Source organism: Streptomyces sp. NBC_00876 (assembly GCF_045207435.1).
Classification (GTDB): domain Bacteria; phylum Actinomycetota; class Actinomycetes; order Streptomycetales; family Streptomycetaceae; genus Streptomyces.
In genome coordinates this window covers 2878699-2897676 of sequence record NZ_CP108800.1, presented here as the reverse complement: position 1 = coordinate 2897676, position 18978 = coordinate 2878699, and the positions used below count along the sequence as shown (strand labels likewise).

The 18978-nt window shown below is 71.9% G+C and carries 17 protein-coding genes; 3 read left to right on the top strand and 14 right to left on the bottom strand.

Features of this window, described 5'->3' with window-relative positions:
• Positions 1 to 34: 34 nt before the first annotated feature.
• From OG782_RS12635 to OG782_RS12600, 8 genes are all read right to left on the bottom strand, one after another.
• Positions 35 to 595 carry a histidine phosphatase family protein gene (locus OG782_RS12635; RefSeq protein WP_406450344.1) on the bottom strand — a complete coding sequence of 187 codons (561 nt, stop codon included), beginning with the start codon at positions 593 to 595 and terminating at the stop codon, positions 35 to 37.
• Entirely contained in the window at positions 595 to 804 is a 210-nt protein-coding gene (locus OG782_RS12630) for a DUF6194 family protein (protein WP_406450342.1), read from the bottom strand. Before OG782_RS12630 ends, OG782_RS12635 begins: the two co-directional genes overlap by 1 nt.
• A gap of 26 nt (positions 805 to 830) precedes the next feature.
• Positions 831 to 1256 (bottom strand): PIN domain nuclease, encoded by a 426-nt coding sequence (locus tag OG782_RS12625; protein WP_406450340.1) that lies wholly within the window; start codon positions 1254 to 1256, stop codon positions 831 to 833.
• Complete coding sequence (locus OG782_RS12620; RefSeq protein WP_371773050.1) at positions 1253 to 1471, bottom strand: type II toxin-antitoxin system VapB family antitoxin; 219 nt, start codon at positions 1469 to 1471, stop codon at positions 1253 to 1255. The genes OG782_RS12625 and OG782_RS12620 overlap by 4 nt, the downstream gene beginning before the upstream one ends.
• Before the next feature lie 249 nt (positions 1472 to 1720).
• Complete coding sequence (locus tag OG782_RS12615; protein ID WP_406450338.1) at positions 1721 to 2887, bottom strand: acyl-CoA dehydrogenase family protein; 1167 nt, start codon at positions 2885 to 2887, stop codon at positions 1721 to 1723.
• Positions 2888 to 2894: 7 nt separating this feature from the next.
• Complete coding sequence (locus tag OG782_RS12610) at positions 2895 to 3854, bottom strand: hydroxymethylglutaryl-CoA lyase (RefSeq protein WP_406450336.1); 960 nt, start codon at positions 3852 to 3854, stop codon at positions 2895 to 2897.
• Entirely contained in the window at positions 3851 to 5926 is a 2076-nt protein-coding gene (locus OG782_RS12605; protein ID WP_406459026.1) for an acetyl/propionyl/methylcrotonyl-CoA carboxylase subunit alpha, read from the bottom strand. The genes OG782_RS12610 and OG782_RS12605 overlap by 4 nt, the downstream gene beginning before the upstream one ends.
• Positions 5927 to 5939: 13 nt before the next feature.
• The gene (locus OG782_RS12600) at positions 5940 to 7547 is read right to left on the bottom strand and encodes a carboxyl transferase domain-containing protein (RefSeq protein WP_406450334.1); all 1608 of its coding nucleotides are present in this window, start codon (positions 7545 to 7547) and stop codon (positions 5940 to 5942) included.
• A 131-nt stretch (positions 7548 to 7678) separates the two neighbouring features.
• On the opposite strand from OG782_RS12600, the gene OG782_RS12595 reads away from it, so the two are divergent.
• Entirely contained in the window at positions 7679 to 8296 is a 618-nt protein-coding gene (locus OG782_RS12595; protein ID WP_406450332.1) for a TetR/AcrR family transcriptional regulator, read from the top strand.
• A 22-nt stretch (positions 8297 to 8318) separates the two neighbouring features.
• Here the strand turns inward: OG782_RS12595 and OG782_RS12590 are convergent, their stop codons facing one another.
• Both OG782_RS12590 and OG782_RS12585 read right to left on the bottom strand, forming a co-directional pair.
• Positions 8319 to 11279: an acyltransferase family protein gene (locus OG782_RS12590; protein WP_406450330.1), complete on the bottom strand. Its 2961-nt coding sequence runs from the start codon at positions 11277 to 11279 to the stop codon at positions 8319 to 8321.
• Between the two features lie 15 nt (positions 11280 to 11294).
• Positions 11295 to 12959 carry a glycosyltransferase family 2 protein gene (locus tag OG782_RS12585; RefSeq protein ID WP_406450328.1) on the bottom strand — a complete coding sequence of 555 codons (1665 nt, stop codon included), beginning with the start codon at positions 12957 to 12959 and terminating at the stop codon, positions 11295 to 11297.
• 342 nt (positions 12960 to 13301) lie between these two features.
• On the opposite strand from OG782_RS12585, the gene OG782_RS12580 reads away from it, so the two are divergent.
• Complete coding sequence (locus OG782_RS12580) at positions 13302 to 14081, top strand: phosphatase (RefSeq protein WP_406450326.1); 780 nt, start codon at positions 13302 to 13304, stop codon at positions 14079 to 14081.
• Positions 14082 to 14152: 71 nt separating this feature from the next.
• On the opposite strand, the gene OG782_RS12575 is transcribed toward OG782_RS12580, so the two are convergent.
• The 4 genes from OG782_RS12575 to OG782_RS12560 all read right to left on the bottom strand — a co-directional run bounded on the left by OG782_RS12575 (position 14153) and on the right by OG782_RS12560 (position 18241).
• Positions 14153 to 15247 (bottom strand): cation diffusion facilitator family transporter, encoded by a 1095-nt coding sequence (locus OG782_RS12575; protein ID WP_406450324.1) that lies wholly within the window; start codon positions 15245 to 15247, stop codon positions 14153 to 14155.
• 38 nt (positions 15248 to 15285) lie between these two features.
• Positions 15286 to 16164, bottom strand: coding sequence for an acyl-CoA thioesterase (locus OG782_RS12570; protein ID WP_406450322.1), 879 nt, complete (start codon positions 16162 to 16164; stop codon positions 15286 to 15288).
• An 18-nt stretch (positions 16165 to 16182) separates the two neighbouring features.
• Positions 16183 to 17340, bottom strand: coding sequence for an acyl-CoA dehydrogenase family protein (locus OG782_RS12565; RefSeq protein ID WP_406450320.1), 1158 nt, complete (start codon positions 17338 to 17340; stop codon positions 16183 to 16185).
• 139 nt (positions 17341 to 17479) lie between these two features.
• On the bottom strand, positions 17480 to 18241 hold the full coding sequence (locus OG782_RS12560) for a TetR/AcrR family transcriptional regulator (RefSeq protein ID WP_406450318.1): 762 nt from the start codon (positions 18239 to 18241) through the stop codon (positions 17480 to 17482).
• Positions 18242 to 18377: 136 nt separating this feature from the next.
• On the opposite strand from OG782_RS12560, the gene OG782_RS12555 reads away from it, so the two are divergent.
• On the top strand, positions 18378 to 18974 hold the full coding sequence (locus tag OG782_RS12555) for an NADPH-dependent FMN reductase (protein ID WP_406450316.1): 597 nt from the start codon (positions 18378 to 18380) through the stop codon (positions 18972 to 18974).
• Positions 18975 to 18978 lie beyond the last annotated feature (4 nt).

Below are 18978 nucleotides of genomic sequence, written 5' to 3'. Positions count from 1 at the left end.
GTTGCCGGTGTCGAACGAATTGCGGACCCGGCCGTCACCCGGCTGCGATGGGCCAGTCGCCGGGCAGCTCGTACCGCCGCCCCGGCTGCCAGGCCGGTGGCGCCTGGAGCAGGTCCTCCAACGGCGTGCCCGTGAGGAGGTGTTCCAGCGCCCAGTGGTTGGCCGAGTGGGCGATCACCAGGATTCTGTTGCCGTCCCGGCCGGTGGCCAGCTCGCGAAGGAAGGCATGGGTGGCCGCGACGACTTGACGGTAGCTCTGGCCGCCGGGAAACGGGACGTCGATGTGCTGGATGCGGCGGGCGGCGATGTGCGGGCGAGGGGTTCCGTTGAGGTCGCCGTAGTCGCACTCACGCAGTCGGACGTCCTGGTGGATCGGGAGCCCGCCGCCGGGGTACGCGGTCCGGGCCGTCTGGACGGCGCGGCGCAGGTCGGAGGTGAACACGGCCGCGAAGCCGTCGCCCGGCCGGCGCTCGCCCAGTTCACGGGCTTGGCGGCGGCCCAGGTCCGAGAGTTCCCCCGGCAACCAGCCGGTGGCGATGCCGGCCTCGTTGTCCGTGGTGGTGGAGTGCGTCTCGTAGACGATCTCAACTGTCATCAGGGCTCCCGGATATCCGCTGTCCGCCGTTGCGTGTCGTCGTCCGCGGTAGCCGCCGGCCCGTCGTTCGATCCGGTACGCCGTTCGTGACGCGCCCGCGCGAGGTCGTACGCGCCGCGGAGCGACTCGTAGGTGGCCGCTTCCGCCGCCGGGTCTGGATTCACCACCGCGAGCCAGGCGGCGGAGCCGTAGACGGGGTGTGCCCTCACAGCATCGGGGGCTGCGGCGTGGTGGGTCACGGTCCGGGGGCCCGGCCGTCGACGGGGCGGAGCCGCACCATGGCGATGTCGGGGCACACCTTGGCGATCGAGCCGAAGTCGTCATCCACGTGCAGCACCGTGAGCCGGTGCTGTCGCGCTGTCAGGGCGATCAGGATGTCGATGGGCGAAGGGCCCCGGTGATGGCCGATCCGCACCAGCTCGCGCTGGACATCGATGATCCTCGGCCAGGGGTCTTCGAGGGCCGGTACCCAGCCGAAGGTCTGGCCGAGCATCGTGAAGAAGGGTTCGTGATCGCGGTCCGCCCGAAGAGCCCGCATGAGTTCGGCCTCGACGGGCGGACACAGGGACACGAGCCCCTGGGAGATGCGTTGCGGCCATGGATCCCCGACCTGCTTGCGGAGCAGGCGCCAGACCGCGGACGTGTCGGCGAGGTACCTCACAGGCCGGTCCGCTCCCGCTCCTCGAGGACGTCGAAGTCCAGGAACTGGTCCGCGTTGTCCTGCAGCCATCGCAGCGCACGCGCCCGGTCGTCCGCGCTGACCGCTGCGGCTATCGTCAGCGCGCGGTTGATCGTCTCCCGCTTGGTGGACGTGCCGAGCTGCTGCTGTGCGAAGGCGAGCATCTGATCGTCGACGTCCACGAGGGTCTTGGACACGGGGGCCTCCCGGATGCGCGGTTGATATACTCTCCGTCTCAGTATATATGCGCGGGCGCGGCGGTGCGGCAAGTACTCCTGCCCGGCGCCGCGCTTCGCCGGCCGCCGTGCGAGTGCGGGCACTCGCTGTGCCCCGACTATGTGGCTCCGGAGGGCGAAGAGTGAAGGTTCAGTCGGGGGCTTCCGGTCTACGGGCGGGGCGGGCCCGGCGCCCGGCGTCGCCCGGCCTCTCCCGTGTCGTCCCCCGTCTCAGGCCGGCAGCCCCAGCTCGCGGGCGATCAGCATCCGCTGGACCTCGCTGGTGCCCTCGCCGATCTCCAGGATCTTGGAGTCGCGCCACATCCGGGCCACCGGGTACTCGTTCATGAAGCCGTAGCCGCCGTGGATCTGGGTCGCCTCGCGGGCGTTGTCCACCGCGACGGTCGAGGAGTACAGCTTGGCGATCGCCGCCTCCTTCTTGAACGGCTCACCCGCCAGCAGCCGCGACGCCGCGTCCCGCCAGCCGATCCGGGCCATGTGGGCCCGCATCTCCATGTCGGCGATCTTGAACTGGATCGCCTGGTTGGTGCCGATCGGCCTCCCGAAGGCGTGCCGCTCGGCGGCGTACTTCACCGACTCGTCCACGCAGCCCTGCGCGAGGCCCGTCGACAGTGCCGAGATGGCGATCCGGCCCTCGTCCAGGATCCGCAGGAACTGCGCGTAGCCGCGGCCCTCCTCGCCCAGGAGGTTCGACGCCGGGACGCGGACGTCGGTGAAGGAGAGCTCGCGGGTGTCCGAGGCGTTCCAGCCGACCTTGGAGTACGGGGCGGCGACCGTGAAGCCGGGGGTGCCGGAGGGGACGATGATCGCGGAGATCCGGGGGCGGCCGTCCTCCTTGCGGCCCGTCACCGCCGTGACCGTCACCAACTCGGTGATGTCCGTGCCGGAGTTGGTGATGAAGCACTTGGAGCCGTTGATCACCCACTCGTCTCTGGCCTCGTCCAGCACCGCCGTCGTCCGGGTGCCGCCCGCGTCGGAGCCGCCGTCCGGCTCGGTCAGGCCGAACGCGCCGAGCGCCTCGCCCGCGCAGAGCCTCGGCAGCCACTGCCGCTTCTGCTCCTCCGTACCGAAGCGGAACACCGGCATCGCACCCAGCGAGACCCCGGCCTCCAGGGTGATCGCCACCGAGGAGTCGACCCGGGCCAGCTCCTCCAGCGCGATCCCGAGCGCGAGGTAGTCGCCGCCCATCCCGCCGTACTCCTCCGGGAACGGCAGCCCGAACAGGCCCATCCGCCCCATCTCGCGCACGATCTCGTACGGGAACTCGTGGCGCTCGTAGAAGTCACCGATCTTCGGTGCGACCACGTCGTGCGCGAACGCCTCGACGGTGCGGCGCAGTTCCTCATGTTCGGCGGTCAGCCGGTGGTCCAGGGACATCGGGAAATCACTGCTCCTTGTGGGAGAGGGCACGGACGGTGCGGGACGGGCTGGGTCGGCCCAGTTGTTCGGCGAGCCACACGCTGGTGGCGGTGAGCGCGTCGAGGTCGACCCCGGTTTCGATGCCGAGGCCGTCGAGCATCCACACGAGATCCTCGGTGGCGAGATTTCCGGTCGCGCTCTTCGCGTAGGGGCAGCCGCCGAGGCCGCCCGCTGACGCGTCCACGGTGGACACGCCGTGCTGGAGGGCTGCCAGGGTGTTGGACAGGGCCTGCCCGTAGGTGTCGTGGAAGTGCACCCCGATCGTGTCGGTGTGCACGCCTTCCTCGTTCAGCCGGGACAGCAGCGCCTGTACGTGGCCGGGCGTCGCGACCCCGATCGTGTCGCCGAGCGAGAGCTCGTCGCAGCCGAGGTCCATCAGCGCCTTCGCGACCCGGACGACCTGGTGGACGGGGACGGGCCCCTCCCACGGGTCGCCGAAGCACATCGACAGATAGCCGCGCACATGCACCTTGTCCGCCTTGGCGCGGGCCACGACGGGCTCGAACATGGCGAGCGACTCGTCGATCGTGCGGTTGAGGTTGCGAGCGGCGAACGTCTCCGTCGCGGAGCCGAAGACGGCGATCCGGCGGGCCCCGAGCGCCAGCGCCCGGTCCAGCCCCCGCTCGTTCGGCACGAGGACCGGGAGCGCCACGTCCCCCACGTCCCCTATGTCGCCGAGCATCGGGAACAGCTGCTCGGCGTCGGCGAGTTGGGGCACCCACTTGGGATGGACGAAGCTCGTCGCCTCGATCGTGGACAGACCCGCGACCGCGAGCCGGCGGATGAACTCCGCCTTCACCTCGGTAGGGACCACCGCCTTCTCGTTCTGCAGCCCGTCGCGGGCCCCGACCTCGTGGATACGGACCCGGGCGGGCAGGTCAGGGGCTGCCACGGTCATGGGCAGGGCGCGGTCGGTGGTCGTCATGCTTCCTCCCCGGCGGCCACGGGGGTGACCACGGCCAGTACCTGGTCCATGGCCACCGTCGTCCCGGCGGTGACGTCGAGTTCGGTCACGGTGCCTGCGTGCGGGGCGGAGATGACGTGCTCCATCTTCATCGCCTCCACGACGAGGAGGCTCTGCCCGGCCACGACCTCGTCCCCGACGGCCACCTTCACCACGGTGACGGTTCCGGGCATGGGCGCTGCGAGTGTGTCCGCCCCGGAGCGGGAGGCGCCGGTCAGCGCCGCCTCCACCGGGTCGTGGTCCCGGACGTGCCAGGTGTCGCCGTCCCGGCCGAGCCAGTGGCCCTCCGGGGACGCGGCGTACGCGAACGCGTGGGTGACGCCGGCCAGTTCGAGCACGATGCGGCCGTCTCCGGCGGACAGCGTCCTGGCCGTCTCCGCGCCGCCCGGCAGCGGACCCAGCGGACCGCAGGCGCCCGACGCGGGGGCCGGTGGCCGCGCACCCTCGCCGACATGGCCGAACGTCAGCTCCACGCCCGCGCCGCACGGCCGCAGACCCACCTGGACCGGGTCGTGACCGGGAATGCGGAAGTGGCGCACCGTCCGGGCCGGGGTGCCGCCGAGGCGCCAGCCGTCACCGGCCGAGAACGGGTCGGCCCAGGCCCCGGCGGGAGCGGCCTCGGGGGAGCGCTGCCGCAGCAGCGCCGCGGCCGCGTACACCTCCTCCGGCACGCCGTCCGGGACCAGTGCGTCCACCTCGCGCTCCACCAGGCCGGTGTCCAGCTCGCCCGCCACCACGGCCGGGTGGCCGAGCAGCCGGCGCAGGAAGCCCGCGTTGGTGGGGACGCCGAGGACCACCGTGTCAGCGAGAGCCGCCCGCAGCCGGCGCAGCGCCGTCGCCCGGTCGGGGCCGTACGCGATCACCTTGGACAGCATCGGGTCGTACAGGCTGCCGACCTCGCCGCCCTCGGCGAGCCCCGAGTCCGTCCGCACGCCGCCGCCCTGCGGCTCGTGCAGCGCCAGCACGGCGCCGCCCGAGGGCAGGAAGCCGCGTGCCGGGTCCTCGGCGCAGATCCGGGCCTCGACCGCGTGCCCGGTGAGGGTGATGTCGGCTTGCGCGTACGGGAGTTGCTCGCCCGCCGCGACCCGCAGCTGCCACTCCACCAGGTCGAGGCCGGTGATCAGCTCGGTCACCGGGTGCTCGACCTGGAGGCGGGTGTTCATCTCCATGAAGTAGTACGACGCCGGGTCGTTGCCCGGGACGATGAACTCCACCGTGCCCGCGCCGACATACCCGCAGGAGCGGGCGGCCTGGACGGCAGCCTCGCCCATCGCCGCGCGCGTCTTCTCGTCGAGCAGGACGGACGGCGCCTCCTCGATGATCTTCTGGTGGCGGCGCTGGAGCGAGCACTCGCGCTCGCCGAGGTGCACCACGTTGCCGTGGCCGTCCGCCAGTACCTGGATCTCGATGTGGCGCGGCCGGTCGATCCACCGCTCCACCAGCAGGGTGTCGTCGCCGAAGGAGGCGCGCGCCTCGCGCCGGGCCGCCGCGATCTCGTCCGCGAGCAGCACCGCGTCGCGCACCAGCCGCATGCCCTTGCCGCCGCCGCCCGCCGAGGGCTTCAGCAGCACCGGCATGCCGATCTCATGGGCGGCGTCCGCCAGTTGGCCGTCGGTCAGCTCGCTGCCGGTCGAGCCGGGCACTACGGGGACGCCGGCCGCGGCGACCGTCTCCTTGGCCCGGATCTTGTCGCCCATCAGCGAGATGGCGGCGGCGCTCGGCCCGATGAAGACCAGCCCCGCGTCCGCGCACGCCTGCGCGAAGCCCGCGTTCTCGGCGAGGAATCCGTAGCCGGGGTGGACGGCCTGCGCGCCCGTGCGGCGGGCCGCCTCCAGCAGCCGGTCCACGCGGAGGTAGCTCTCGGCTGCCGGGGCGGGGCCGATCCGTACCGCCGTATCCGCCTCCCGTACGTGCCGGGCGTCGGCGTCCGCGTCGCTGAAGACGGCGACCGAGCGCACCCCCAGCTCGCGCAGGGTCCGGATGACCCGGACCGCGATCTCGCCGCGGTTGGCGACGAGAACCGTGTCGAACATCGTCATCAGTTCCTCACATCCGGAAGACGCCGAAGCCGGCGTCGCCCAACGGGGCGTTGGCGCACGCGGTCAGGGCGAGCCCCAGCACCTGCCGGGTCTCCAGCGGGTCGATCACGCCGTCGTCCCAGAGCCGGGCGGTGGCGTAGTACGCGTTGCCCTGGGTCTCGTACTGCTCGCGGATCGGGGCCTTGAAGGACTCCTCGTCCTCGGCGCTCCAGTCGTCGCCCAGCTGGTCGCGCTTGACCGTGGCGAGGACGGACGCGGCCTGCTCGCCGCCCATGACGGAGATCTTCGCGTTGGGCCACATCCACAGGAAGCGGGGGCTGTAGGCCCGGCCGCACATGGAGTAGTTGCCCGCGCCGTAGGAACCGCCGACCACCACGGTCAGCTTCGGCACCCGGGTGCAGGCGACGGCGGTGACCATCTTGGCGCCGTGCTTGGCGATGCCGCCGGCCTCGTAGTCGCGGCCGACCATGAAGCCGGAGATGTTCTGGAGGAAGACGAGCGGGATGCCGCGCTGGTCGCACAGCTCGATGAAGTGCGCGCCCTTCTGGGCGGACTCGGAGAACAGGATGCCGTTGTTGGCGACGATGCCGACCGGGTGGCCGTGGATGTGCGCGAAGCCGGTGATCAGCGTCGTCCCGTACTCCGCCTTGAACTCCGCGAACCGCGAGCCGTCGACGACCCGGGCGATCACCTCCCGCACGTCGTACGGGGTGCGCGAGTCGACGGGCACGGCCCCGTACAGACCGGCGGGATCGACCTTCGGCTCGTCGGCCTGCTGTACGGACCAGGGCAGCGCGCCCCGGTCCGGCAGGGTGGCCACGATGTTGCGCACGATCCGCAGTGCGTGTGCGTCGTCCTCCGCGAGGTGGTCGGTGACCCCGGACGTACGGGAGTGGACCTCGCCGCCGCCCAGCTCCTCCGCCGTCACGACCTCGCCGGTCGCGGCCTTCACCAGCGGGGGCCCGCCCAGGAAGATCGTGCCCTGGTTCCGGACGATCACGGCCTCGTCGCTCATCGCGGGGACGTACGCCCCGCCCGCCGTGCAGGACCCCAGCACCGCCGCGATCTGCGGGATGCCGGCCCCGGACATCCGGGCCTGGTTGTAGAAGATCCGCCCGAAGTGCTCACGGTCCGGGAACACCTCGTCCTGCATCGGCAGGAAGGCGCCGCCCGAGTCCACCAGGTACAGACACGGCAGCCGGTTCTCCAGCGCCACCTCCTGGGCCCGCAGGTGCTTCTTCACGGTCATCGGGTAGTACGTGCCGCCCTTGACGGTCGCGTCATTGGCGACGATCACGCACTCACGGCCGCTGACCCGGCCGATCCCGGCGATCACCCCGGCGGCCGGTGCCGCGCCCCCGTACAGCCCCTCGGCCGCCAGCGGGGCCAGCTCCAGGAAGGGCGAGCCCGCGTCGAGCAGGGTGTCCACCCGCTCCCGGGGCAGCAGCTTGCCGCGTGCCACATGCCGGGCGCGGGCCTTCTCACCCCCGCCGAGCCTGGCCGTGGCGAGCCGCTTGCGCAGCTCGTCGGCGAGCGCGTGATGCGCCGCCTCGTTGGCCTGCCAGGCCTCCGAGGCGGGATCGGCCGCGCTCGCCAGCACCGGTGCCTGCTGCATCGTGTCGAGCCCCCTTGCCCGTACCGCAGTGTGACGACCTCCCCGCGATCGGTGACGGGTGAGGTGGTTAATGAGCGTTAACGTCCTTCATAGGTTAACGACCGCTAACGCGCCTGTCTAGAATGACTCACATGAGCACCCGAGCCGCCGCCCGCGTAGCGGCCCCCACCCGCCGCGAGCAGATCCTCAAGGAGGCCGCCCGCCTCTTTGCCGAGCGCGGCTTCCACGGCGTCGGCGTCGACGAGATAGGCGCCGCCGTCGGCATCAGCGGCCCCGGCCTCTACCGGCACTTCCCCGGCAAGGACGCGATGCTCGCCGAACTGCTCGTCGGCATCAGTGAACGGCTGCTGGCCGGCGGGCAGCTGCGGGTCTCCGAGGACGCCGCCTCCGCCGACGGATCGCCCGAGGCGCTCCTGGACGCGCTCATCGAGGGCCACATCGACTTCGCCCTCGACGACCGCCCTCTGATCACCCTGCACGACCGCGAGCTGGACCGCCTGCGGGACACCGACCGCAAGCGGGTGCGCCGGCTCCAGCGCGAGTACGTCGAGGTGTGGGTCGCCGTGGTCCGTGACCTCTACCCGCAGCTCCCCGAGCACGAGGCCCGCGCCACCGTCCACGCCGTCTTCGGCCTGCTGAACTCGACTCCCCATCTCGGCCGCCCCGGCGCACTGCCCGGCCGCGCGGACACCGCGGCGCTGCTGCACCGGCTGGCGCGGGGCGCCTTCGCCGCGGCGGGGACCGTCTGAGCCACCGCCGCGGCGGGCAGGGTCAGGAGCCGGCCGCCTCCCGGGAGGAGACGGTGACCCGCGCCACCCGCATCGGGTGCCCGGCCTCGGTGGCGGGGCCCGCGGTGGCACCGTCGGCCGACGGCAGCGCGCCGCCCATCGCCACGTTCAGGATCAGGAACTGGCCCCGCTTCAGCGCCCGCTCCCAGGTGGCCGCGTCCATGGCGGACGCCTTCACCCGGTGGTACACCCGGCCGTCCAGATACCAGCGCAGTTCCTCGGCGCCGGGCGCGGTGTCGAGCTCCACGGCGTACGAGTGGAACGCGACGCGGCAGCCGGAGCACTTCTGCCGGGGCGAGGTGAGCCCCATCGGCTCCTTGCAGGGGCCGCCGTCCGCCGTGCCGCAGTGCAGGGTGCCGAAGACGGCGTCCCGGCCGTTGACCGACTCCATGACGTCGATCTCACCGATGGCCGGCCAGCCCGTGTAGCCGTCGCGCAGCCCGGCCCCCAGGGTCCAGAAGGCCGGCCAGTAGCCGCCCGCCTTCGCACCCGTGACCTCCGGCAGGGCGATCGACGCCTCGATCCGCAGGATGCCGCCGGGCGGCGCTGCGAAGTCGGAGCGCCGGGACTCGATACGGCCCGAGTACCACTTCCCCCCGCGGCGGGTGGGCACGATCTCCAGGGCCCCCTTGCCGTCCAGCCGGACGTTGTCCGTCGAGTCCGTCATCGTCTCGATCTCCCCGGTGCCCCACTGCGGGGCCGGGCAGCCCGGGTAGCAGGTGCCGCGGTCGTACAGCCAGCGGGAGGCGGCGGGCCGGCTGCCCGCCGGGCCGTCGAAGTCCTCGCGCAGCAGCTCGGTCCAGCCGCGCGCCGCCGGTGCGCCGGTGCTCATGAGCAGCCGTTCGAGCCGGGGAGCCAGCACCACGGCCGCCACATCGGTCAGATGGGCGTCGTCGCGGTAGAGCAGGATCCGGTCCAGGACCGCGGGGCACGTCGGGCCGGTGGCCGGGCACAGTACCGAGTTCACCTGCACGTTCCGTACGCCCGGCAGCCCGCCGGCCGCGACCTTCTCGGCCAGCGGATCGGGCCACCGGGCGGCGGGCCGGTCGAAGGCGCAGGCCTCCGGGTCCGTGAGGTGACCGGAGACGCACGCGGGGATGTCGGTGCCCGGCACCGGGGTGTCCTCGATGTGGACGATCGGCACCCCGAGCGCCCGCAGCGGCTTCAGCGTCCGCTCCCACCCCTTGAGCAGCAGGCGCTGGTCGTCGGTGTAGCGGTTGAGCGAGGAGATCACGATCATGCGGGGCTTAGGGCCCTTCGCCAGCCGCGCCAGGCTGTCGGCCCGCCAGGTGTCGCACTCGTGGTACGTACGCCCCAACTGCGGGTTCACCACGGAGAGTTCCGGCAGTGGGCAGCCCTGCTTCACGAGCTCCTGAAGCGCCCAGCCGCGCTTCGCCGCCAGGCTCAGCACCGGGGAGAACCACTGGCCGGCGTGCGAGTCGCCGAGCAGGACGATCCGGTCGGGGCTGTCCACCGCCCCGAACAGGCAGGGCGGGCTGCTCGTCACCGGTGGCGCCACCTCGCACGCCCCGTCCGGCGGGAAGCTCTTGCGCGCCTGGACCGGACTCGGCACCACGGGGCCGTCCTTCAGCGGCGTGCCGGTCCGGGTCAGCAGCGAGGGACCCGTGGCCGCCCCCGGCGGGAGCCCCTTCACGTCCACCGGCGTGGACGGGCCCAGCAGTTGCAGCGTCGTCGTGCCCACCACGAGCGCCAGGACCACCGGAATGACCATGGCGGCCACGCCCAACGAAAGTCCGCGGCGCGGGAGTTCGGAGAGCGTACGGCTGTGCCGCAGCGGGCGCTCGACCCAGCGCATGGTGGCCAGGGCGGGCAGCGCCGAGGCCAGCGTCAGCGCCGTCCTGACGGGCCAGTCCAGGGCGCCGAACCGGGCCTCGGCGAGAACGAGCACCGGCCAGTGCCAGAGGTACAGCGTGTAGGAGAGCCGCCCGACCGCCCGGGGACCCCGCAGCCCCAGCAGCCGGCCCACCCCGTAGCGGGCCGGCCCGTCCGGGCGGCGGCCGGGGATGCCGGCCAGGATCACCGCGGCCGTCGCCAGGGTCGGGACGAGCGCCGCGTACCCGGGATACGGCGTGCCGGAGTCGTACCTCAGCACGCACCACACCAGGGCCGCCGCCCCCGCCCATCCGCACACCAGCCGCAGGGCGCGCGGCCCGCGCAGCAGATGCCACGGCAGCAGCGCCAGCAGGGCGCCGGCGCCGAACTGCCAGACGCGCGACGGCGTTCCGAGGTAGGCCAGCGAGACGGAGTCACCCGTCCAGTGCAGCGAGAGTGCGAAAGTGGCGAGCGTCAGCACGGCGGTGACGGCGGTCGCCACGGGCCGCAGGGCGCGGCCCCGGCGGGCGGCCCGTGCGGTGAGGAGCGCGAGCAGGGCCAGCAGCGGGGCCCAGCACAGATAGAACTGCTCCTCCACCGCCAGCGACCAGAAGTGCAGCAGCGGGCTCTCGCCCTGGCCCGCGGCCAGGTAGTCGGTCCGCTGCTGGACGAATCGCCAGTTGGCCACCGACAGCGCCGCCGCCACGACGTCGTTCTCCAGATCGGTACGGCGCAGCGGGACGGTCAGCCAGGCCCCGGCCACCGCGACCGCGACGAGCACCACGGCGGCCGAGGGCAGCAGCCGGCGGGCCCGGCGGGAGAAGAACTCACCGAGCCGGATCCGGCCGGTGGTGACGGCCTCCCGCACCAGCAGGCCGGTGATCAGGTAGCCGGAGATGACGAAGAAGACGTCCACGCCGGTGAACCCGCCGGCCAGCCCCGGCACGGACGCGTGGAAGGCCAGGACCGAGAGGACCGCGAACGCGCGCAGCCCCTCGATGTCGGGGCGGAAGGGGAGACGGCGGGAACCCGTGGCGGCGGGACCGCCTGATGACGGGCGGGGGACGGTGCTGCCTCCGGTCCGCGGACCGGAGGGGGCGAGGGTGGGCATCGCTACGAGGACCTTTCAGCTCAGCCAGGGCAGCATGGGATCGACCCAGCCGGACGCGAGCAGGGCGGTGAGCAGGAGCGTGGCCGTCACGGCCAGGGTTTCGGGCCAGCGCCTGGGCAGCACCGAGGGCCGCCGGAGCCGTGCGGGCCGTGCGGGAGCCGCGGGACGCAGCCCGGTCAACAGGTCCCTGATCAGGGGGACGTTGATCTGGAGCTGCACCAACAGGTAGAGGCCGAGCCCCCAGTTGGGCTCCCAGCCGTTGCGCGACACCGCCAGGGCGAGGCCGGCGGCGGCCGCCCCGGTGGAGCAGCAGAGCCAGCCGAGCGAGACGATCACCACCCGGTGCGCCATCGTGCCGGGCTTCCCGCCGCCGGCCCCCGTCGGCACCCAGGCCGCACTACGGCCGCGCAGGGTGTGCAGGAAGGCGGCCCCGGCGGCCACGCTCGTCAGGACGTTGGCCCTGATCACCTCGATCCGCCAGCGGGTCCGGCTGATCCGCGGCAGCAGCACATGCCAGAGCCACAGCGGCGCGAGCAGCGGCAGCACGTGCCAGGGCCGGATGTGGTCCGGGTACCAGAACATCATCACCAGCGGCGGCAGCGGGGCCGCGAAGGTGTTCACCACCGTCGTCAGATAGCCGACGATGCCCTCGTAGAAGCAGAGCCGCATCCGCCACGGGGCGCCCATCCGCTTGAGCACCGGGGTCCCCATCAGGTGCAGGTTGCCCATGGCCCAGCGGTACTGCTGGTTGAGATACGAGGAGAGGTTGTCCGGTGAGGTCCCCTTGGCGACCAGCACCGGCACGTACAGGGTCCTGAACCCCTGCTCGTACAGGGCGAGTCCGGTGTACAGGTCCTCGCTGTGGTCGAGCCGGGCGAAGCCGCCGGCCAGATCGATGGCGCTGCGCCGGTAGACCGCGTTGCTGCCGCAGCAGATGGCCGCGTCGCTGGCGTCCCGGGACGGCTGGATCCAGCGGAAGAACCACTCCTGGGCCGATCCGGCGGCGCGCTGGATCCAGTCCATCGCCTCGTCGGTGTCGAAGCACTGCGGGCTCTGCACGATGCCGACGCCGGGGTCGGCGAGATACGGCACGAGGTGGCGCAGGAAGTCGGGCCTGGGCGCGAAGTCGGCGTCCAGGATGGCGATGTGCTCCGCGCTGCTCAGGGTGAGCGCGTGATTGAGGTTGCCCGCCTTCTTGAGGTGCCCCCGGTCGGGCCGGACGACGTAGCGGTATCCGTACGAGGCCGCCAGCGCGGCCACTTCGGCGCTGTCGGCGTCGTCCAGCACCCAGACGGTCAGCGCGCCCGGCCAGTCCAGGGCGGCGACGGCCCGGTATGCGTTGTCCAGGACCGGAAGCGGTTCTCCGCAGGTGGGCAAGTACAGGTCGACGGACGGCAGTTCGGGTGGATTCCAGGCGTGTACGAGCACCTCGTGCGAGCGCCTGGTCAGCCGGCGCTGGCGCAGGCTGTTCACCGATGAGAGCGCGAGCGCGACGACGTTCAGGCAGAGCACTGCCAGGAAGGCCCACAGGGCCGGGGTGCGCAGGGCGAAGGTGAACATCGTCGCCGCCGTGAGCACGAAGGCGAGAGAGGAGCTGATCAGTACCCAGCGGCGCTGCGGCCCGAAGTACCAGTAGAGCTCCTGGTCGGACGGAGGTTGCGGCAAGTGATGCACGGTCATAAAGCCCCCCACGGCTGTGCATGTCCCGGTATCTGGGGACCCACCCTAGCGCCAAAGGTATAGACCAATTGCCATCGATCGCGGACCGGGATGCCGGGTTGGCGTGATTCAAGTGGTCTGGACCTATTCGACATTGGCTGCCGGGTGGAGCGGGAAGTTCCAGGTCACACGGGGGTGAACGGTCGCCCAACTTCCGAGAGGGCGTCGCGGCAGCTCAGGACCGGGACCCGGCCGGGCCGCCCGCCGCACTCATGGAACCACCGGTCCGGCGCCGGACAGCCGGGGCCGCCCGGCGTTTAATACAACCGGCACACTGCGCACACCCCACGGCACAATGGGTTCATGCCGATACCCAGCCGCGACGCCCTCATCGACCATCTCGTCCGCACCCACATCGCGGGAGACGTCGCGACCCCGCGCGACAACAACCTCGCGCACTACCGCAAGCTCGCCAACGGCGACCGCTACTTCTGGCTGGGACTCGAGCTCGGCGACCGGTGGCGCGACGAGCAGGACGTCCTGGCGGTCATGGCCGAGCGGTGCGGGGTGAGCGACGACCCGGAGCACCGGTTCGGGCAGGACACCATCGATCCCGAGCTCACCGTCGACGCCCTGGACCGGGCCGCGGCGCGGCTGCGCAAGGCGGCCGACGGAGCCGAGCGGGTGCTGTTCGCCACCGGCCACCCGGGCGGGCTGCTGGACGTGCACCGGCAGACGGCGGCCGCGCTGCGGGCGGCCGGCTGCGAGGTCATGCGGATTCCGTCGGGGCTGATGGCCGACGAGGGCATGGTCTTCCAGTTCGCGGACGTCGCCGTGCAGGAGCGCGGAGCGACCCTCTGGCACACGCACTCCCCGGCTCCGATGGCGGCGGTCCTGGACGGCCTGGAGCGGGAGGGCCGCCCCGTGCCCGACCTCGTCGTCGCCGACCACGGCTGGGCCGGGTGTGCGGCACAGCGCGGACTGGACGCCATCGGTTACGCGGACTGCAACGACCCGGCGCTGTTCCTGGGGGAGTCCGAGGGCACCCTCCAGGTGGCCGTACCGCTGGACGACCATGTGCTGGACCCTCGGTTCTACGACCCGATGACCGACTACCTGCTGGACGCGGCCGGGCTGCTCTGAGCGGGCGTGCTGCTCTGGGCGGGCGTGCTGCTCCGAGGGGGCGGGCCGCTCCGAGCGGGCGTGCGGCCTGCTCAGGACCCGGACGCCGGATTGCCCCCGGCCGCCCGTGCCCGGCGCCGCTGCTCCAGGCCGGGCGTCGGGTCCAGGTACACGCGCTGGATCGACGGATACCGTTCCCGCAGCTGCTGCTCCGCCTCCTCGCAGGCCCACTCGACCTGCTCGGCGCTGGCCACGTCCCGGAAGTCGACCTTCGCGGCGATCAGGATCTCGGCCGGCCCCTGGATGAGCGTCGTCAGCTCCAGTACGTCGATGATGTGCGGCACCGAGAGCAGTTCCTCGCGCACCCCCGCCCGCATCGCCGCCGACACCGGCCTGCCGATCAGCAGCTGGGCGTTGGACCGGCCGAGCACCCAGGCCACGTACACGAGCAGCGCACCGATCAGGACGGACGCGATCCCGTCCCAGACACCGGAGCCCGACAGCTGCCCGCCTAGCAGCCCGCCCGCGGCCAGCAGCAGGCCCACCAGCGCCGCCGAGTCCTCCATCACGACCGCCTTGACCGCGGTGTCGGGGGTGAGCCGGAAGTATCGCTTGGCGGGAGTGCCCAGCCGGCCGGCCTCGCTGCGAACCTGCCGAAGCCCGGTGCGCAGCGAGAAGCCCTCCAGCAGGAAGGCGACGCCGAGCACGATGTACGAGACGAGAGGGTCGCCGAGTTCCTCGCCCTCGACCAGGGTGTGGACGCCGTCGTAGATCGAGAAGACCGCGCCGCCGACGAACGTGGCGACGGAGGCGAGCATCGCCCAGATGTACCGCTCGGGGCCGTAGCCCAGCGGGTGTTCCTCGTCGGCGGGTTTCTCGCTGCGCTTGAGCGCGGTGAGCAGCAGCACCTCGGTGACGGTGTCGGCGACCGAGTGGGCCGCCTCGGAGAGCATCGCGCTCGATCCGCTGATCAGCCCGGCGACGGCCTTCGCCACGGCGATGCCGAGGTTGGCGACGGCCGCGACGATGACGGTGAAGGTGGACTCGCCACCGCTCGCTGCCCCGGACCCGGCTGCCCCGGTCCCGGCTGCCCCGGACCCGTCCGCTCCGGGCTCCCCGCCATCAGCTTTCGCACCATCAGCTTTCGTACCATCAGCTTGCGCACCGTCGGCATTCGCGTCGCTCATGGTGGGGAGTATGTCGGAATTGACGGAGTACGGCCTGCTCAGTCCCCTCGGGGGACGCGGACCACACCTTCCTGGATGACGGTGATCGCCAGCCGGCCGTCCTGGGTGTAGATCCGGGCCTGGCCGAGTCCGCGCCCGCCGGACGCGGACGGCGACTCCTGGTCGTACAGCAGCCATTCGTCGGCCCGGAAGGGCCGGTGGAACCACATCGCGTGGTCGAGGCTCGCCCCGACCACGTCGCCGACCGCCCAGCCGCCGCGCCCGTGGGCCAGGAGCACCGAGTCGAGCAGTGTCATGTCGGAGACGTACGTCGCCATGCAGACGTGCAGCAGCGGATCGTCCGCCAGCTTGCCGTTGGTGCGGAACCACACCTGTGAGCGGGGCTCGCGCGGTTCGCCGACGCTGCCGAAGGGCGGGGCGTCCACGTACCTCAGGTCGACCGCGCCCCGCGCCTCGATCAGCCGGTCCACGACACCGGGGTCGCTGAACCGGTCCGCGTACCGCGGCAGCATCTCGGCGGCCGTGGGGAGCGTGTCCGGGTCCGGCGCGTCCGGCATGTCCGCCTGGTGCTCCAGGCCCTCCTCGTACGTCTGGAAGGACGCCGAGAGGTGGAAGATCGGCTGCCCGTGCTGGACGGCGACGACCCGCCGGGTGGTGAAGGAGCGGCCGTCCCGGATGCGGTCGACGCTGTAGACGATCGGCGCTCCCGGATCTCCCATCCGCAGGAAGTAGGAGTGCAGGGAGTGGGCGGTGCGGTCCGCGGGGACGGTGCGGCCCGCGGCGACGAGCGCCTGGGCCGCGACCTGTCCGCCGAAGACGCGGGGCACGATCGCCGAACGGCTGGTGCCCCGGAAGATGTCCTGCTCGATCTGCTCCAGGTCGAGCAGATCGAGCAGGGAATCAAGTGCTGAGCTCATGGAGAGAACGTAGCCGCTCTACAGACCCATGGACTTGGCGATGATCGACTTCATGACCTCGCTGGTGCCGCCGTAGATGCGGTTGACCCGGTTGTCCGCGTACAGGCGGGCGATCGGGTACTCGTTCATGAAGCCGTAGCCGCCGTGCAGCTGGAGGCAGCGGTCGATCACGCGGTGCGCGACCTCGGTGCAGAACAGCTTCGCGGAGGCGGCCTCGGCGGCGGTGAGCTCACCGGCGTCCAGGGCCTCCAGCGCGCGGTCGGCGACGGCCTGGGCCGCGTCCACCTCGGCCTGGCAGGCGGCCAGCTCGAATTTGGTGTTCTGGAACGAGGCGACGGTCTTGCCGAAGACGGTGCGGTCCTGGACGTACTCCTTGGCGAACCGGACGGCGGCCGCGGCCTGCGCGTAGGCGCCGAAGGCGATGCCCCAGCGCTCGGAGGCCAGGTTGGTGCCGAGGTAGCCGAAGCCCTTGTTCTCCTCGCCGAGGAGGTCCTCGACCGGGACCTTCACGTCGACGAACGCCAGCTCGGCGGTGTCGGAGACCCGCAGACCCAGCTTGTCGAGCTTGCGGCCGACCGAGTAGCCCTCGGACTTGGTGTCGACGGCGAACAGGGAGATGCCGAAGCGGCGGTCGTCCTCGCGCGGGGCGGAGGTGCGGGCGCAGACGATCACACGGTCGGCGTGGACGCCGCCGGTGATGAACGTCTTGGCGCCGTTGAGGACGTAGTGCGTGCCGTCCTCGGAGAGCTTGGCGGTGGTCTTCATGCCCGCGACGTCGGAGCCGGTGCCCGGCTCGGTCATCGCGAGGGCCCACATCTCCTCGCCGGTGGTGAACTTCGGCAGCCAGCGCTTCTTCTGCTCGTCGGTGGCGAGCATCTTGATGTAGGGCAGGCCGAGCAGGGTGTGCACGCCGGAGCCGCCGAAGGACACGCCCGCGCGGGCGGTCTCCTCGTAGATGACGGCCTCGTACTTGTGCGAGTCGATGCCCGCGCCGTCGTACTCCTCGTCCACGTTGATCCCGAAGACGCCCAGCTCGCCGAGCTTCAGGTAGAAGTCGCGCGGCGCCTGGCCGGTCGCGAACCACTCCTCGTACACGGGCACGACCTCGGCCGCGATGAAGGCGCGGATGGTCTCCCGGAACGCCTCGTGGTCCTCGTTGAATACCGTACGGCGCACGGGGTGCCTCCCTGGTCGGCTTCGCTCGACTTGGCTAAGCGCTTGCTCAGCCTTGGTTAAAAGTTACCCGGCGGTCACCGGGGCTGTCCAGGGTGATGCTGAGCACGCCGACGGGGAGGAAGCCGGGCGCCGGGCCCCCTCAGATGCCGAACCGGGCGGCGATCCCGTCCAGTACGCAGTCCAGGCCCGTCTCGAACGCCCACGTCGCGTCGTCCTTGCGGGTCGCCCGCAGCCCGTAGCGCTTGTACGTGGGATAGCGGCCGGTGTCCATCAGGTACATCATCTGCGGTGCCAGGCCCAGTCGCGTCTCGTCGCCGGACGACCAGCCCGCGGACTTCGTCCACTCCCGCAATGCCACCTCCGACTGTCCCGCGCCATGGGCGAAGGCGCTGACAGTACGGAACGCCACCATCATCGAGTCCTCGTCGAGGCCGAGTCCATCGAGCGCCGCCAGCTGCCGTTCGGCGATGGCCAGCCGGCCGGGCGTGAGGACGAAGAGGTGGGTGGGCAACTGCCCCACCCACGGGTGCCGCAGCATCATGTCCCGGGTCAGCAGCCCGAAGGCGCGCAGCACTTCGCGCCATCCGGTCACCTCGTCGGGGATCCGCATCTCCGTGGCTACGCGCTCGGCCATCAGCGCCCACAGGTCGTCCTTGCCGGAGACGTGGCGGTAGGCGGCCATGGGGGCGACGCCCAGGTCCGTGGCGAGCCTGCGCATGGTGACGGCGGCGAAGCCCTCCGCGTCGGCGATCTCCACCGCGACGGCCCCGATCCGCTCCAGGGTCAGCGAGGCGCGCGGTGCGGCCGCCGGCTGTTCCAGGCGCTGCCAGAGGGTCGCGTCCGGCCCCGCGCTGCCGCCCCTGCCGTCACCCTTGCCGCTGTCCTTCTTCTGGCCGGCCACAGACGGGCTCCTCTCGGTAGGCGGAAAGCGTACAGCGTATCCGTCAGTAGACGGCGTACACACTGACGTGTACGTTGTACGCATCGAGATACGCAGTACACATCACGCATCCGCTCACCGCCTCCAGGGGGAAGCCATGTCCAGCACCCGTCCGCAGCTCCGCGTCGCCGTGGTCGTCGGCAGCACTCGTGAGGGCCGTTTCGCACCCGTCGTCACGCAGTGGCTGAAGGGGCACCTGTCCCAGCGCGACGACATGACCGTGGATGTCGTCGACTTCGCCGAGACCCCGCTGCCCACGGTCCTGCCCGCGTTCGGGCAGCCGCCGGCGCCGGGCACCGAGGAGGCCCTCGCCCTGGTGTCACCGCGCCTGGCGGCGGCCGACGCGTTCGTCTTCGTCACCCCGGAGTACAACCACAGCTTCCCCGCGTCCCTGAAGAACGCCATCGACTGGCACAACGAGCAGTGGCACGCCAAGCCGGTCGCCTTCGTCTCCTACGGCGGCCTCTCCGGCGGTCTGCGCGCCGTGGAACAGCTCCGCGTCGTGATGGCCGAGCTGAACGCCACGACCATCCGCAACACGGTCAGCTTCCACAACGCCTACGGACAGTTCGCCGCGGACGGCACCGTCGAAGACGCCCAGGTCGACGCGGCGGCCAAGGCGCTGCTGGACCAGCTCGCCTGGTGGGCGCACGCACTGCGGGACGCCAGGACCGCCGTCCCGTACGCGGCCTGACGAC

What these genes read in the sequence shown, in the direction of transcription:
- OG782_RS12580 (WP_406450326.1), top strand. Translation starts at nt 13,302, where the DNA reads ATGCCGATACCCAGCCGCGACGCCCTCATCGACCATCTCGTCCGCACC.
- OG782_RS12605 (WP_406459026.1), bottom strand. Translation starts at nt 5,926, where the DNA reads ATGTTCGACACGGTTCTCGTCGCCAACCGCGGCGAGATCGCGGTCCGG.
- OG782_RS12585 (WP_406450328.1), bottom strand. Translation starts at nt 12,959, where the DNA reads ATGACCGTGCATCACTTGCCGCAACCTCCGTCCGACCAGGAGCTCTAC.
- OG782_RS12590 (WP_406450330.1), bottom strand. Translation starts at nt 11,279, where the DNA reads ATGCCCACCCTCGCCCCCTCCGGTCCGCGGACCGGAGGCAGCACCGTC.
- OG782_RS12600 (WP_406450334.1), bottom strand. Translation starts at nt 7,547, where the DNA reads ATGCAGCAGGCACCGGTGCTGGCGAGCGCGGCCGATCCCGCCTCGGAG.
- OG782_RS12570 (WP_406450322.1), bottom strand. Translation starts at nt 16,164, where the DNA reads ATGAGCTCAGCACTTGATTCCCTGCTCGATCTGCTCGACCTGGAGCAG.
- OG782_RS12575 (WP_406450324.1), bottom strand. Translation starts at nt 15,247, where the DNA reads ATGAGCGACGCGAATGCCGACGGTGCGCAAGCTGATGGTACGAAAGCT.
- OG782_RS12595 (WP_406450332.1), top strand. Translation starts at nt 7,679, where the DNA reads ATGAGCACCCGAGCCGCCGCCCGCGTAGCGGCCCCCACCCGCCGCGAG.
- OG782_RS12615 (WP_406450338.1), bottom strand. Translation starts at nt 2,887, where the DNA reads ATGTCCCTGGACCACCGGCTGACCGCCGAACATGAGGAACTGCGCCGC.
- OG782_RS12635 (WP_406450344.1), bottom strand. Translation starts at nt 595, where the DNA reads ATGACAGTTGAGATCGTCTACGAGACGCACTCCACCACCACGGACAAC.
- OG782_RS12610 (WP_406450336.1), bottom strand. Translation starts at nt 3,854, where the DNA reads ATGACGACCACCGACCGCGCCCTGCCCATGACCGTGGCAGCCCCTGAC.
- OG782_RS12555 (WP_406450316.1), top strand. Translation starts at nt 18,378, where the DNA reads ATGTCCAGCACCCGTCCGCAGCTCCGCGTCGCCGTGGTCGTCGGCAGC.